16 protein-coding genes and 1 pseudogene are annotated in these 15734 nt (G+C 44.3%); 5 read left to right on the top strand and 12 right to left on the bottom strand.

Going from position 1 to position 15734, the window contains the following annotated elements; translation table 11 throughout:
• The 5 genes and pseudogenes from ACESPU_RS19995 to ACESPU_RS20015 form a co-directional block, all read right to left on the bottom strand.
• Window positions 1-143 (bottom strand): annotated as a pseudogene (locus ACESPU_RS19995) (polysaccharide export protein); the annotation flags it as partial.
• A 49-nt stretch (window positions 144-192) separates the two neighbouring features.
• Window positions 193-621 (bottom strand): BT0820 family HAD-type phosphatase, encoded by a 429-nt coding sequence (locus ACESPU_RS20000; protein ID WP_259010889.1) that lies wholly within the window; start codon window positions 619-621, stop codon window positions 193-195.
• A 24-nt stretch (window positions 622-645) separates the two neighbouring features.
• Window positions 646-2598, bottom strand: coding sequence for a polysaccharide biosynthesis protein (locus ACESPU_RS20005; RefSeq protein ID WP_373133619.1), 1953 nt, complete (start codon window positions 2596-2598; stop codon window positions 646-648).
• Window positions 2599-2810: 212 nt separating this feature from the next.
• Window positions 2811-3014, bottom strand: coding sequence for a hypothetical protein (locus ACESPU_RS20010; protein ID WP_121961493.1), 204 nt, complete (start codon window positions 3012-3014; stop codon window positions 2811-2813).
• 131 nt (window positions 3015-3145) lie between these two features.
• Window positions 3146-3577, bottom strand: coding sequence for a hypothetical protein (locus tag ACESPU_RS20015; RefSeq protein WP_005859229.1), 432 nt, complete (start codon window positions 3575-3577; stop codon window positions 3146-3148).
• Between the two features lie 132 nt (window positions 3578-3709).
• Here ACESPU_RS20015 and ACESPU_RS20020 point away from each other — a divergent pair, with 132 nt between their 5' ends.
• Both ACESPU_RS20020 and ACESPU_RS20025 read left to right on the top strand, forming a co-directional pair.
• The gene (locus tag ACESPU_RS20020; RefSeq protein ID WP_005859232.1) at window positions 3710-4198 is read left to right on the top strand and encodes a hypothetical protein; all 489 of its coding nucleotides are present in this window, start codon (window positions 3710-3712) and stop codon (window positions 4196-4198) included.
• A gap of 172 nt (window positions 4199-4370) precedes the next feature.
• Window positions 4371-4781 carry an N-acetylmuramoyl-L-alanine amidase gene (locus ACESPU_RS20025; protein WP_121961494.1) on the top strand — a complete coding sequence of 137 codons (411 nt, stop codon included), beginning with the start codon at window positions 4371-4373 and terminating at the stop codon, window positions 4779-4781.
• On the opposite strand, the gene ACESPU_RS20030 is transcribed toward ACESPU_RS20025, so the two are convergent.
• The 4 genes from ACESPU_RS20030 to secDF all read right to left on the bottom strand — a co-directional run bounded on the left by ACESPU_RS20030 (window position 4778) and on the right by secDF (window position 10810).
• Window positions 4778-5167, bottom strand: a complete 390-nt coding sequence (locus ACESPU_RS20030) for a hypothetical protein (protein WP_121961495.1) — start codon at window positions 5165-5167, stop codon at window positions 4778-4780. The two genes, ACESPU_RS20025 and ACESPU_RS20030, sit on opposite strands and share 4 nt — an antisense overlap.
• 13 nt (window positions 5168-5180) lie before the next feature.
• On the bottom strand, window positions 5181-6278 hold the full coding sequence (locus ACESPU_RS20035; RefSeq protein WP_121961496.1) for a transcriptional regulator: 1098 nt from the start codon (window positions 6276-6278) through the stop codon (window positions 5181-5183).
• Window positions 6279-6779: 501 nt separating this feature from the next.
• Window positions 6780-7712: a site-specific integrase gene (locus ACESPU_RS20040; protein ID WP_121961497.1), complete on the bottom strand. Its 933-nt coding sequence runs from the start codon at window positions 7710-7712 to the stop codon at window positions 6780-6782.
• Window positions 7713-7810: 98 nt separating this feature from the next.
• A complete protein-coding gene (gene secDF / locus ACESPU_RS20045) occupies window positions 7811-10810 on the bottom strand; it encodes a protein translocase subunit SecDF (RefSeq protein WP_005867669.1) in 3000 nt (999 codons plus the stop codon).
• A 172-nt stretch (window positions 10811-10982) separates the two neighbouring features.
• On the opposite strand from secDF, the gene ACESPU_RS20050 reads away from it, so the two are divergent.
• Window positions 10983-11957 (top strand): DUF4468 domain-containing protein, encoded by a 975-nt coding sequence (locus tag ACESPU_RS20050; RefSeq protein ID WP_373133620.1) that lies wholly within the window; start codon window positions 10983-10985, stop codon window positions 11955-11957.
• A gap of 20 nt (window positions 11958-11977) precedes the next feature.
• Entirely contained in the window at window positions 11978-12532 is a 555-nt protein-coding gene (locus ACESPU_RS20055) for a DUF4468 domain-containing protein (protein WP_005859247.1), read from the top strand.
• A 10-nt stretch (window positions 12533-12542) separates the two neighbouring features.
• Here ACESPU_RS20055 and ACESPU_RS20060 read toward each other — a convergent pair whose 3' ends face one another.
• The 3 genes from ACESPU_RS20060 to ACESPU_RS20070 are packed head-to-tail and all read right to left on the bottom strand — an operon-like array spanning window position 12543 to window position 15231.
• Entirely contained in the window at window positions 12543-13640 is a 1098-nt protein-coding gene (locus tag ACESPU_RS20060; RefSeq protein ID WP_008779258.1) for an endonuclease/exonuclease/phosphatase family protein, read from the bottom strand.
• A gap of 9 nt (window positions 13641-13649) precedes the next feature.
• Window positions 13650-14528 carry a rhomboid family intramembrane serine protease gene (locus ACESPU_RS20065; RefSeq protein WP_234078348.1) on the bottom strand — a complete coding sequence of 293 codons (879 nt, stop codon included), beginning with the start codon at window positions 14526-14528 and terminating at the stop codon, window positions 13650-13652.
• Window positions 14509-15231, bottom strand: coding sequence for a rhomboid family intramembrane serine protease (locus ACESPU_RS20070; RefSeq protein ID WP_005867662.1), 723 nt, complete (start codon window positions 15229-15231; stop codon window positions 14509-14511). The genes ACESPU_RS20065 and ACESPU_RS20070 overlap by 20 nt, the downstream gene beginning before the upstream one ends.
• Before the next feature lie 186 nt (window positions 15232-15417).
• Here ACESPU_RS20070 and ACESPU_RS20075 point away from each other — a divergent pair, with 186 nt between their 5' ends.
• Complete coding sequence (locus ACESPU_RS20075) at window positions 15418-15690, top strand: HU family DNA-binding protein (RefSeq protein WP_005859256.1); 273 nt, start codon at window positions 15418-15420, stop codon at window positions 15688-15690.
• The last annotated feature ends 44 nt before the right edge of the window (window positions 15691-15734 follow it).

The raw sequence follows: 15734 nt of genomic DNA on the forward strand, positions 1-15734 counted from the left end.
ATCTTGGCGTCATACAAAGGAAGTACCTCCTCGGAATCGTTCACTGCCTCTGGGTTTTGGAGGTATGGTACGTTCTTATAAGAGGTACAACTCGCTACCAATAGAGGTAGAGCTAATAAAAGTAGTAATCTTTTGATTTTCATATTATTTTGTTATCTTTTTTTATTTCATTGAACACAGAATGATATGGATTTAGCGAAACAAACGAGAGAAAAAGCCTTTCGGTTTCTCCGGTTCGTATTCCGACTCGTATTTCCGCATTAAATCCTCATAGGAAAGTCTTTTACTCACCATCTCGTAAATCATACCCCAGTCCGGGAGACCACCAAGATTACGATCATCGATAAAGAGATCTACTTTCAGTTTGCGGGAGAAATGGTTGTTCTGCCCTTTCTCCTCCTCCGGATAATCACGGTTTACGGCATAAAACTCCAAGCCACGGTCACGGCAGAAGGCAATAGCATCATCTAAAAGCTGGCCCTCACGTACACTCCATAAGATTAGCTTGTGGCGTTCCGATTGTAACTTTTTTAATGTCTCAATGGAGAAAGGAAGCTCCTTACCGATCGCAGGATATTTATGCTCAACGATCGTACCGTCAAAGTCTACCGCTATTAGCATGTCGATTGATTTTTGTTTTATGATTTATGATTCTTGATTTTCGGTGTCCAATTCCGAGAATTTGGAGTTTTGGCTCTTGAACTCGGGGACAAAAGATTTCATCTCCTTTACCATCGGAAGGATTTGGACACGAAGGGATAATTCTGCCAATAAATTGATATGCTCTACCACGTCCGTATAAGCGTACTCCCGGACCGCAGCCACACGAATCTTCTCATGAGGAGTCTCCTTCGTATTCTCTTTCTTGCTCAATAACTCCTCATATAATTTCTCTCCGGGACGAAGACCGGTATATTTGATCTCAATATCCTTATTCACCTGTAAACCAGATAATTCAATCATACGTCTTGCCAAATCCGCTATCTTCACAGGCTCCCCCATGTCAAAGATAAAGATCTCACCACCTTTACCTAGCGTACCGGCCTCCAGCACCAAACGGCAAGCCTCCGGGATCGTCATAAAGTAACGGATGATATCGGGATGGGTCACCGTAACAGGACCTCCCTGAGCGATCTGATCACGAAAACGGGGGATCACGGAACCGTTACTACCCAATACGTTGCCAAAACGGGTCGTGATGAATCTCGTATGACCACTCACCTCTCCTCTCCCGATCGCTATGCTTAAGCTCTGTACGTATATCTCGGCCAAGCGCTTGCTACATCCCATAATATTCGTGGGGTTAACCGCCTTGTCCGTACTGATCATCACGAACTTCTCGACACCATAAGCGACCGCAGCGTCCGCCATCACACGGGTACCAAATACGTTCGTTCGAATTGCCTCGCAAGGATTCTCCTCCATTAAAGGTACATGTTTGTAGGCCGCCGCATGAAACACCACTTGAGGAAGCCAATTACGGAACACATAATCCACACGATCCAAATTACGGACATCTCCGATCACCGGGACAAAATTCAAGTCCTTGAATTTCTCCTCCAATTCCAAACGGAGGTTATGCATCGGAGTCTCGGCTGAGTCGAAACAAACAAGCCTCTTTATCTGGAAATGAGCTAATTGGCGGCAGATCTCACTACCGATACTCCCTGCGGCTCCCGTGACAAGGACTGTCTTCCCTTTCAATAGATTACCGATCTCACCCAAATTAATATTGATCTCCTCACGCCCTAATAAATCCTCTATACGAATCTCACGAACAGAGCGTTTCATGTTTCCACCACGGAGTTCTTCCATCTCAGGAACAACTAACGTTTTCAGGGAAGTCTGCTCACAATAACGGATCAGACGATCACGTTCCTGCTGGATCACCTTTATATTAGGAAAGAGAATACCATCCAAATTGTTGCGTGGGATCAAGCGACACAAATCTTCCAAGCTTTCTATCTGGTAAACAGGCAACTCCGCAATTCGAATACTTTTCTTGAAACTTCCAAACGCAACAAAGCCCACTATACTATAATTTTGCATGAAGACATGACGATTCGCAGACGTAGCGATCATCACGCTCTCTTCCTCCGTACCAAAAACCAATACACGCTTACGTTTTTTACCGAGTTGCGACAGGACACTATTATAAACATTTATTACGAATACACGCAAGGTGATCAGCATCACAATTGTCAACGTACAGTCCGTGATTCCTCCCACCCAATATACGGAGGGGCTGAAATTGGCCTTTAAAGCCACAAGGATCAAAAACATAAAGATCGATTTGGAGATCGCCACGCCACCGATCCTCCACACTCCCCGCAGCGTGGAATGACGAATAACCCCATGATAGACCTTGAACGCAAGGAAAGAGGCAACACTGGCCACAAATGAGGCCATGCCTACTTTCAATACATTGGACTCCCCTATATGTATGCGCAGGAGAGAAAATAACCCAAGCACTCCCACCAACGACACACCAAGGGAAACAAATAGATCCGCACAAAAAATGACCCAACGGTTGATATACCGCAAATTTACCAGACGGCCCAAAGCCAAGCGCCATCTGCCCTTACGAAAGTTCATCATTTGTATTTATTTTTTCTTATATTTTACAGAGCATAAAAGTTTAGCGACCGAACCTACCAAAAGGCTGGAGTGGTATAAGCTAAAGCAAGAGTTTAGTCTATCGGTTAAAGAAAAAGGGCTTCTCCTCGCTACTAGAGATAGCTGACCCCTTGATCGATACCGGTCGCCTTATCCTTATATATTTATTAATCAAGGATATATAAATTTAGTATTCAAACTTTTCCCAACGGCGGTGCCTGTGACTCGTGGCGTCCCGAAGCGGCGGGCGTAATACAGCTTTCCGTCCGCAAGATCGTACCATCACCTTGGTGGATGATTTGGATCGCATGGGTTGCATTGGGCAGGATCTGCACATTACAACCGTAGATATGGAAGACGAAACGTGCTTGTTCCGCCCGCTCATGGTTTTCTGTCATATCGTAATTTTTTCAGTAAGGTTATCACTTTTCGTTTCCCTTGGAAAACGAGGTATATATGAATTGCCCTGTGAAATATATATCAATTGCCTAACGCAGTATATATCCTCGGGCATATGCAGTATATCTTCTCAAAAACGGCCAGTTGAGCGGTGTCTGAGACGACTGCTCCACGCATCGTTGATACGGGCACGGATGTTGCTGACGCTTTTACCCTTCGTGATTCGGGGGGTGATGGGTAGAAAGAGGCGGATGAAACGCTCTTTGACCATCTCCTCGGGGGTTATTTTCAGCTCGTTCTCTTGCATGACCAGAATGACTTGGGCCAACTCGGTAACTGTCCGGCACTCGACGATCTGCGCAAGATAGCGTTCCAGATCCTCTTCTTTATTTATATAGGCACGAAAACGGATCGTTTCAGGCATGAGACCGGATCTACCGTCCCCCTCTTCTAAGGAGGTCTCCCCGCAATATTCCCCCACATAGAAGTTCTGGATGGCTTCCGTAGCGTTGGGGAGTATCTGGTTATTGCCGCCGTGTATGGTAATTGTTATATCAGACATAAGGTATATATGAATCGTTTGTCAATGAAAAGTAAACAGTTTGTCAACGGTTATCAACGGATTTGATTTCGCTATCCGGGGGTTGTACTTTCGCATTGTCAACAATAAGTTTAATCTTTTAAAAAAAGAAGTATGATTAATTATTCAACTTACATGTGGAAAAGTCCACTGGATGAGACCGCAAAGGAACAGGCGTACGCCAAGAACCAAGTGACGAAAGTGATGAGTTTCGATGATTTCGTGAAGCACATCTCAGATCACAACGGTGTTTTCACACGCGGCACGGTAAAAGGCGTGGTAAGCGACACCTGCTCATGCCTAGTGGAACAATTGCTGAACGGCTACAAGGTACAATTCGGCGAACTAGGAATCTTTAGCATCTCCATTACCTGCGAGCCGGCCGCTACACTCAAGGACTTCTCCAGCGATAATATCAAGGCAGTGAACATTCTATTCAATCCGGGTATAGACTTCGAGAACCTACGTTCTAAGGCAGAATTCAACCTAGTAACCAGCCGTGCGATCCAAGCCGCCTCGCTGAAGGCGGTAAAGGAGAATAAAGACACGGTAGACTTGGCAGCGTTGAAGAAAGGAGACTCAGAATCTCCCGATGAGATCTAAATCCTACCATTGAGAAATACGGCTCTTAAACCATGACGCTTATTTTATTCATTTATTTAAAGACTACAAGTATGAAAAAAACAAATTGGAAGAGCGTCTTGCTCTACATCATCCGTATTGTCGAACTGGTCATCACCGGTGCCGCCGGTGGAGCCGCTAGCGGTTGGATCGGATGAGAACCATCACGCTGATTATCGTGCATTGCTCTGCCAATAGGCAGGGCAGCACTTTACGGATGATGGACATCGACCGCCTGCATCGCTCACTCGGCTGGAAAGGTTGCGGATATCACTTCGTTATCCCGACCGATGGTACGATCGAGACCGGTAGGCCCCTTGAACAAGTGGGCGCTCACTGTAAGAACCACAATCGGTACAGTATCGGGGTTTGCTATATCGGAGGACTCGCCAACGATGGAAAGACTCCCATGGATACCCGAACGGAAGCCCAACGAGAAGCCCTACAGGGTTTGCTTCGTGAATTGCATCAGCGATTCCCCAAAGCCCTAATCGTGGGACATCAAGACTTGGACCCGTCGAAATCCTGTCCCTGTTTTAATGTAGTGAGCGAGTTTTCCGATTAGTTTAACGCAGGGAGTCCCTTCACCTCCCTCGTATGCCATGCTTGGTAGGCGGGAGCGGAGAGTTCAGGTACAGTCAATAACTTGTAATCCGCCCCGTTCTGCTTTGCTATATGTTTTCGTTCATACAAACGAAGGGAACGATCCGTTACGGAAACCATGACAACCGGAAAAGGATAAGCGTACAGGAGCATCGGCGTGATCTCACTATCCGGAAAGGCACGACGCAATTGATAAGCGGAACGTTCGAACGCAACCCAATAAGATCCCGTACAATATAAATGGATCGAGGCCTGATTCGCACACTCACGATCCATGATCTCTCTCAAATGCCCTTTCAGCAATAGCATCAAACGGATACCGGAGGGAGTTTCGCTTTCCTTTCTCATGACAGTCTACTATTTAATGTTTTAGCCAAATATCGTAATCGTGTAAACGCTGTATCAACAAGGCCTTGCTTCTCTTAGGCGAAGGGTCATCCCGCCAGGGATCTACCAGCTCATGCGCCATACGGTAATACAGGTTGCTATTCGTGCAGCCGTAAAGCGTGACGAGCAGCAAGGCACGAGAATTCACAGCCTTAACCAATGGAAGCATATTGCGTAGGGTGGAATGCAAGCGTTCAAACTCCTCTTCTTGAGCCAACAGCTTATAGGCCGGAAGGAGTAATGAGTAAACCTTGCAACGCATCACGTCGGTCTCCACACGAAGGGAAGCATAGCCCTTCAGCACCTCACGAACCAGAAGTTCGTCTTCCTTTCCCAATTTGCCCGAGAGATAATAACGCCCCAACGCCTTGTGCATACCTTCCGATAAACGATCGTTATCCAAATGGGTATAAACGTGCTTGCCTTTCGTATTCAACTCGATCAGCTCATACTCGCCTTGCCTTACCTCAAATAGAGGAACCCACATACAGTCAAGGATACGTACCATGACATCCTTATGACCTCCACCCGGTTGCACCACCACCTCAGCCTCCATCCCCATGAAAGAACCCGAGGTGATACGTACACGGTCACCTTTCAGCAAGCGACCGCTATCCGGTACGTACACCGGAAGCTCATTGGAATAAGATTCTGCCATCCAGCGTAAGGTCTCCATCTCATGATCTGACAGGTAAGGGAAATAAGAGTGTTCGCCCACGGATACCCGAGGAAGAAGATTATATAAGGGCATGATACGTTTCAAACGGAAAATCTCATTCTCCGAAGCATGGATAAACACATAGTTGTATAAAAGAGGCTTCCTCGTATTGACCATCTTGCCTCCCACCTTGCGAGCCTCGACATACGAGGGGGCAAAGTACTCGAACAAGGGTTCCCCACAACGTTTACGACGGGAAAGCTCGGCATCTAATCCTTTTGACGAATAGATATTATCACGTCCCCCAACAGCGGTAGGAAGTGTCAATACATACCAGCGTACAGCCTCCTGACTACGGCGATTGCGTATATGCTTCATAGCTCTATCTGAGCTATTACTTGTCATGATATTCATTGAGGAAGATAATTCAGAGCCTTATCAAGATATCCTTGTAATACCCTGATAAATAAACACTTATATGAAAACGAAAAGGAATTACTGAAAATTTGCATCCCTTCAATACTCATGCTACTTGGCGAGTAGCGTTCATTTCATGCCGCAAATGTAGTAAAAAATAACATAACACAAGCAAACATTAGGCTTTGTTTGTGTTTCAACCTTGATTCTCTTTAAATCTTCGTTCTTATTTCTGATGTATAGACATGGCAATAGAAACGAAATGGCCTCGTATTCCCGAAATCATCACGTTATCCGAAGTAAATTCTACATACATCATGTAGAGACGGAGCGTGCTCCGTCTCCCACCGCCTGATAGTAACTTAAAATACCATTTTGAGAGGATGAGACGGAGCACGCTCCGTCTCTACAACTAAGGGATATCCTTTTACTCCTCTTGTTAAGGCTACTCGCCAAGTAGCAGTCAGTTTGGCTACTCGCCAAGTAGCGTACTTTTCTTCACCCTACTTTCGGCGCATAATTATACACACTCTCGAAACAAAGTTTGTTTACGGTCGAGAGCTTTTCTAAAGAGAAACTCTTCAAGTATATTTGCGTAGTCTTGATAGATTTATGCCCTAACAGTTCACTGATCATCTCAATCGGTACGTTTTGCTCCTTCAAGGTCGTGGCGAAAGAGTGACGAATCGTGTATGAGGTAACCCGAGTACGAATACCGATGGATTCCGACAGTGTTTTCAATCTGCGGTTAAAACCTCCTAATACGGTATTATATTCCTTATAGGCATCCTCACCGGTCTTCATTCCCTCTAAAAATGGAAACAGATAGGGCGAATCCTCGGTTGTATCGGCTGCCAACTCATTCAGCAGCCCTTGTGCCTCCACTGGAATCTCCACCTGTATAAGGGATCCGCTTTTCTGCCGATAATAAGACAAGATCCCTTCCTTGATATCCTCCTTTCGCAAATGCGCCAAATCTACGAAAGCCATCCCGCAAAACAAAAACATCAGGCAAAAGGCTGATTGGGTCCTCTTCTGTTGCGGATCTGTCACCGGGCTTGTCATCAGCAAGCGTAAGCTTTCCGAAGGCAACGCCTTTTTACGTTTACTCTCAACCCCCGTAAACACATTCTTAAACAAATGAGGGATATAGGTAGCCTCACCCACCTCTACGGCTAAATTATAGATGTGACGAATCCGGCGCATATAAGTAGATACCGTGTTACGAGAACATCCCTTGGCCAACAGCCAAGATTGATAACGCAAAAGTGTATCCCGATTAATATACGCATAAGGAATCTCTTCCCGGCCACAAAAACATTTAAACGACCTCAACGCATCTTGATAACTCTTCGCCGTGGAATAACGCTTTTTCTCACGCAGGCAGGTGATATACGTAAGTACACCCACCACAAAATCATTCTCATTCATACTTTATCTCCTTAAGAATTAATACATAAAAAAATCCTCTATCTCTCCGTTTACACGGGAAAGATAGAGGATCTTCATAAAATCCTTAAAGAAATATATTATTTTCCGGCTTTCTCAGCAGCAGCTTTCTTATTGATCTTCTTCTTCTGCAACTCGTAAGCGATCGGAGTAGCGACGAACAAAGTAGAGTATGTACCGATAATGATACCTAATAAAATAGCGAACGTAAAGCTTCGGATCGTGCTACCGCCCAAGATGAAGATACACAATACAACCACCAATGTAGTCAATGATGTATTAAATGTACGACACAAGGTAGAGTTCAACGCATCATTGATCACTTGATAACGATCACGCTTCGGATACAAAGCGATTGTCTCACGGATACGGTCGAATACAACCACGGTATCATTGATAGAGTAACCGATAATCGTCAAGATAGCTGCGATAAACGTCTGGTCTACCTCCATTGAGAACGGAAGAACCTTCCATAACAAGGTATAGAAAGAAATGATACACAATGTAGTCGTAGCAACAGAGGCGAACGCACCAACAGAGAATGACACATCACGGAAACGAAGCAGGATATAAGCGGCCATACAGATCATAGCGAAGATTACCGCTAAGATAGCGCTATTCTTGATATCGTCTGCCATGCTAGGGCCTACCTTCTGCGAACTCTGTATGAAAGTAGTCGTGAACTCATCTAATGTAGTTCCTTCCGGAAGTAAGGACTTCACGCCCTCAAACAATTTATTCTCGATCTCTTGATCTACCGTAGGATCATTGTCTTCGATCTTATAGTTGGTGGACACACGTACTTGATCCGCTGTACCGATCTGGATAACACTAACAGAACCGTCTAACTGAGCATCCAGCATATTACGAACATCGTCAGTCTTCACCTCTTGATTAAAACGAATCACGTAGTTACGTCCACCCGTGAAATCGATACCGTTATTCAAACCGATCGTCATCATAGAAATAGCACCCAATACGATAATAGCGGCCGGAATCAAATAACCGACTTTGCGAGCACCCAAGAAATTGATCTTCGGGTTTGTCAGCAAGTCTTTCGTCAGAGAAGTCGTGAATGTCACGTTCTTCAATTTATCTTTCGCTAACAATGCCTCATAAACGATACGAGTCAAGAACACGGCTGTAAGGAAGGAAGCGAACAAACCGATGATCATCGTCGTAGCGAAACCACGGATAGGACCCGTACCGAAATAGAACAATACGATACCGGTAATGATAGATGTCAAGTTTGAGTCGAAGATAGCGGAGAACGCATTGCTGTAACCGTCGGCGATCGCCTTTCCTAAAGACTTACCGGCGCGAAGTTCCTCTTTCGTACGCTCATAGATCAATACGTTCGCATCGACTGCCATACCTAGCGTCAACACCATACCGGCAATACCCGGCAAGGTAAGAACCGCTTGGAAAGAAGCAAGGATACCCATCGTGAAGAAAATGTTCAATACCAAAGCACCATCGGCGATCAATCCCGGTACCAATCCATAGAATGCGCACATATAGATCATCAACAGCACCAATGCCAACACGAAAGAGATCACACCGGCATTGATAGCCTCTTGTCCTAATGACGGACCAACGACATCTTCTTGAACGATATGTACGGAAGCAGCCATCTTACCCGATTTCAATACGTTCGCTAAGTCCTTCGCCTCTTCCGGTGTAAAGTGACCGGTGATTTGTGAACGACCTCCCGTGATCTCATCGTTTACGTTCGGAGCGGAATAAACCATCTCATCCAAAACGATAGCGATCTGGCGACCGATATTCTCTTTCGTCAAACGAGCCCAAGCCTTAGAGCCTTCGGCATTCATAACCATGTTAACCATTTGCTCTGAACGACCGGCTTGTTGCATAAAGTCAGCGTTAGCATCTGTTACTACGTCACCACCTAAAGCGGGACTTCCGTCACGGTTCGTTACCTTCAAGGCATATAACTCAAAGAACTGCTCTTTATCATCGATCGCCTTTACACCCCATTTTAAAGCCAAGTTACGAGGCAATACCTCTTTCACTTGTTTCATGTTCAGGTATTCGCTGATCTTCTCCATATCTTTTGCTTGAGCGATACCTACCGTCGAACCCGGAGACAACTGACCGTTGTACTGGCTAATCTGCAATAAAGCAAATAATGGATGTTGCTTAGCGAACTCTTCCATGCTTTGATTAGCTTCCGTATCTTTTTTATCTTGACCAAGCTCAGCCAACAAAGAATCGGCCTCACTTACATTCGCATCAGCGGCATCAGCGATTTTCTCAACATTATCGGTAGCTACAGAATCAGCGGAAGCCTCCTTACTTAGGATAGTAGCCAATACATTATCAGCGGCAACCAATTGTTGATAGATTTCCGGCAACTTATAAGTTTCCCAGAATTCCAAGTTAGCGCTACCTTGAAGCAACTTACGAACACGTTCCGGTTCTTTCACACCCGGCAACTCAACCAAGATACGACCCGCTGTCTCCAAACGTTGGATGTTCGGAGAAACCACACCGAAACGGTCGATACGAGTACGCAATACGTTGAATGAGTTATCAATCGCACTTTGCAACTCTTGTTTCAAAACAGAAACAACCTGAGCGTCTGAACTCTGGGGCGTGATTTTATCTTTTAACTCGAATGTACTGAAAATAGCGGAAAGACGTGCGCCGCTATCCAACTTCTTATACTCCTCAGCGAAAAGGTCGATGAAATCTTTTTGGCTAGTCGCTTGATGCGCGTAAGCTAAATCCAACGCCTTGTTGAAATTCTCGTCTTGGTTGTTGTTAGACAACGAACGGATTACATCCGCCACGTTCAACTCAAGGACAACGTTCATACCGCCCTTTAAGTCAAGACCTAAACTAATTTCCATTTCACGGCATTGCTTAAGCGTATAGCCTAACCATACCTTCTGAGTAGATAGTGAGTCTAAATAAGCACTCTCTTTCGCAGGATCTCCACCCGCATACTCAGCGGCTTTACTGTTGTAATGTTGCGTCACGAACGAGAACGACAAATAGAACAAACAGACAAGCGTAAGTAACACCGCGAAGACCTTTACAAATCCTTTGTTTTGCATCTGAATCTTAGGTTTATGTTATTACATTATTTATATTCGTTTTTTCACAGGGTGCAAATATAGACTTTTTTTCTTTGATAAAGAGCAATTAGTATAATTATTTGTCACGCTCATAGTTTATTTCAAACGCAAATGTATATCTTTGGGGCTAAAATAATAAGGAAAATATACCATGAAACAGTTATTATTCGCTCTGTTATTTATCCCCGCCCTGCTATTCGCGCAAGAGGATCAACACTATCTGGCAGGGGCCGTTCCGGTTGCAGACGGTAAAGTCGTTTTTACCCGAGAGATTAATGCCCCCTCTTTAAGCAAGGCACAAATCTACCAACAACTATTAAAATGGGGACAAGAAAATTTTAACACAAAGGAAAGTAGAGTAGCTTATCAAAATGAGGCAAAAGGCGAGATCGCCATTATCGGAGAAGAATATATAGTATTCTCCAGCACAGCTTTATCCCTCGATCAGGCGATGATGAAATACCGTATTATCATTGAATGCAAGGAACATGCTTGTACCCTGCAACTTGCGGGCATCCGATATGAATATAACGTGTCTTACCAGAACGAGCCGGAGAAATACCTAGCCGAGGAATGGATCACGGACGAGTATGCCTTGAATAAGAGCAAGACGAAATTGAACCGTATCAGCGGTAAGTTCCGTAAGGCCACGATTGACTTCGCGGATAAGACGTTTGATAGCGCAGCCAACGCATTAGGCGCACAGTTGCTGACAGCCGCACCGGTAGAACCAGTATCCGCTCCGCAACGGGAAACACGACCTGTGGCACCGATGGAAGGTTTCGTAGCGTTCCAAGCGGACAAAATACCTAGCACGATCCTCCAGATGTTACCGGACAACGCTTTACAGATCAAAGCCGTAAAAGGAAATACGACCGACGCAAACGTTGAATGGGAAGGCATAGGCAATATGTTCGGTAAAACGATCAGTACAATCTCCATATCCAAAGATAGTCCTGCTTATAAAGCGATTGGCAATAACGACGTATATCGATTATCCTTCTCCAAGCCCGGCACATCTGCCGATGCGCCATGGATTATTATCGAGTGCCGTAAACAAGGCGAGACCTCCGAAGGACAGCAAACGATGTTAATCGGCGAGATTACGAATGTATGGATCAAATAACGATAAAGAGAGTTGCATTTATGAAAAAGATTCTATTATTAATATATATGATGTTCCCTGTGCTAGTCATGGCGCAGGGGCATAAAGGCGAGGTAGACGAATGCGCCCCCATGAAAAACGGGAAGGTATGCTATAGCGATGATGTAGAGATCGAGAATACCTCTAAACTAGAAATATTCAACGCTATTAACGCATGGGCTAAGAAATCTTATGGAAAAGATGTCTTCTTATCCAACGTAAACTCGAACAAGAACAAAGGGACCATCTTCGTAAGCTCTAAGGTTGAATTATTGTTGAATGATACAGACAAGACCATCATTAAATATAAAATGCGTATCACCTGCTTCGACAACCGGTACACGATCGAGGCGAGCGATATCGTATATCAATACGATCCGCTAAACGATAAAAAGTACAAGACCTATAAAGCGGAAGATGTGATCGCCAATAATGGGGATAGCAATACGATAGCGCTGATCAAAGATCCTAAGCTATTCTGTAACGCTACCTTCTTCTTTGTCGAGAACTTGTTCGCCGACGTATTTGACGCTGCGCAGAACGCAGAATCCGAGTGATGAAGCCCTTTTATTCAAGTTTCAGATAACACCATAACGGGTAGTGGTCTGAATAAGCGACCTTATCCACGGAACAATTCATAGAGGTCATGTTCGGGGAATGCAGGATATTATCGATACGGAACCAGAAGAAATTTTGATTATAGGTAATACCCATTCCCCGGCCAGACTCGGCAAAGGCATCCGTCAAATCCCCTTGGATCGTACGGTGCGCATAAGAAATAGGCGTATCATTAAAGTCACCGCATACCAAGACATAATCTCCTTTCGCGTTCTTAATCTCTTCTGATACCGCTTCCGCTTGCTTAGCCCGAATCCGGAAAGCAGGTCCTAGCTTTTGCTCGAACGCTCCTTTCAAATCGTCCAACCCATCCGAGCTAAAGCTCTTTATAAGGGATGAATAACGGGTCCGGTCCTCCATCGTCAGCTTAAAGGATTCCAAATGGTTATTAATCAAGGTCAACTTCTTTCCCTTGATGTTCACTTCATGTACGGAAGAGCCGTTATAATCCGAATCGTATTTCACCATCCGGGAATTCGACAGCGGATATTTGGAGAACACAGCGATGCCGAAACTCTGGAATTTCGTGGAGCTTTGATAAAATACGGAACGATAAGGATACATGCTCAACGCATCATAGATCTTAGAGGCAGTAAGGCTCTTCTCTGACTTAGCCGTGGCATATTCCTGCAAACAAACAATATCCGCGTCCGAGTTAGCGATATATTGGATAATCTTGTTCGGAGCTATCTTCGTATGATTCTTGTACCCAAAAGCCATCACATTATAAGTCAGCACCTTCAGCACCTCTTCCCGAGGAACATCCTTATGCGAGTGAAACGGAAAATAGCGTTTCACGGGACCCCAACATAACAAGAAGGAGAATATGCCGATCAATAAGAACTTCCATTCCCATAAGAACAGCCAATAGATAATAAAGCAAAGATTGACTACACATAAGACTGGAAAGGCTAATCCCAGATAAGATAACGTCATACTCGTCTCAGGAGACACCCGATCCGAATAAGCCGAGACTATCAACAATACGACAGCCACCACATTCGCTACGACGAATAAGAATTGAAGAAAAATCCGTAGAGTTTTCATAAGTATCTGTTATTTCTTACTGGCGTCGAAAAGTCGCTTTTTCTCTTCAGCGGAAAGGCTCTCATAACCGGAACGTTTCAATTTATCCAGTATAGTATCTAGATCCACCGACTCCTGATGTTTACGTGCGTTATACTCATAATCCGTCTCGTTACGTTTATAAGTCACACGCATCTTCGGTTTCCGTTTGCCCAAATTCACGAACCAGTCGATCAACCGATTCATTGGAGCGGTCAAGTCCTTTCCATTACGAATACGGGAAGCGAACCACATACCAAACAAAGCCCCGCCGATATGGGCGATATGTCCTCCCGCATTATCAGAAGTCATCGCCAACAAATCGATTACCAGCGTAAAGATAGCCAAATAAATTAATTTGATCCTTCCGATCAAGAATAAATTAATCTCCAAATCCTTCCGGTAAAACGACACGGCGAAAACGATCGCCATAACAGATGCCGAAGCCCCCATCAAATAGCTAAAAGAAGCCACATTCTGGAAATAAGGGAAAATATTATAAGCAAGGACAAACAATATCGCACCGGCAAGACCTCCCAATATATACAAGCCTCCCAACTGCCGCTCACTGAAGAAATTCAAGAACAATCCCCCGAACCAATACAACCAAAGCATATTGAACAAGATATGCAAGAAGTCAAAATGAGTGAACATATAAGTAAACAACGTCCACGGACGGAAGAGCAAAAGTTCCGGAGAAGCCGGTAACTGCAAATACTGCAAGAAAGGCACCCCTTGCACATTAAAGAGCATAAACAATACGCTGGCCAAACGTATCAAGATAAACAAGCCTACATTTATATATATCAGTTTCGACAGGATATTACCCGACTGAAACGTACGCTTCAAATTAGTAAAAATACCGTCCATTGTCTGCATCTTTCTTTTTCCAATAACGAATTAGGAAATAACCGAATAACATACCCCCCAAATGAGCGAAATGCGCTACCGTATCGCCACCAAAACTAGCCACACCCATAAATAGTTCGGCAAGACCATAAAATATTACGAAATATTTGGCTTTAATCGGGATCGGTATGAACATCAAGTACAAAGGAACATTCGGGAAGATCATCGCGAATGCCAACAAGATTCCGAATACGGCACCCGAAGCGCCAATGGTCACGAAATAATTCAAGAACTCGCTTTTGCTGATAATCTGGGCTCCATTCAAGTTTATCATGTCTTGGCTAGCGAAGATCACATCCCGCAAATTAAAGAACCATACCACCTCTTGTACCAAACCGGCGCCTATACCCGTCACGAAGTAAAAAATCAAGAAACGTTTGGGCCCCCATACGTTCTCCAATACCCGGCCGAACATATAAACGGCGAACATATTAAAAAACACATGCGCAAACGAATGGGTATCGTGCATGAACATATAAGAAACGATCTGATAAGCCTTGAAGTCGGTAGCACCCGGGACGTGAAGCCCTAATAAATCCACTAAATCGACGCCGACTTTCGGCAGTGCAAGGCTGGCTACCCAAAATAGCAAGTTTATAATGATAAGATTTTTCGTTACCGGCGGGATACTATTTAAGAACCCCGAATTTGTCTGATTCATCATATACTACGTTAATTTAGCGGCAAAGGTAAATATATTTTAGCCGTTTTTGCCCATAATAATACTAAAACATATGTAAATCGGTAAAAAAAGTAGGTTTTTCTTTTGTGATATTTCAAAATAAAACTACATTTGGAGCCGTCTATCGGTTATCATAGTTTTGTTTAATATATTAACAGTCAAACCATCATGAACAAATCAGAATTTATTAGTGCAGTCGCTGAAAAATCAGGTCTCAGCAAAGTGGATGCTAAAAAGGCAGTAGAAGCTTTTGTTGACACAGTTTCTAACGAATTAAAAGAAGGCGGTAAAGTCGCTCTACTTGGCTTCGGTTCATTCTCTGTGTCAGAGAAGGCCGCTCGTAAAGGTGTTAACCCGAAAACTAAAGAAACCATTGAAATCGCAGCTCGCAAGGCCGTGAAGTTCAAGGCTGGTGCTGAATTGAACGAGCTAATCAAATAAGAAACACCATTATTCTCTATAGAAGAAGGATACGATGCAAATTG

This window comes from Parabacteroides sp. 20_3, assembly GCF_964238835.1.
Classification (GTDB): Bacteria; Bacteroidota; Bacteroidia; order Bacteroidales; family Tannerellaceae; genus Parabacteroides; species Parabacteroides distasonis.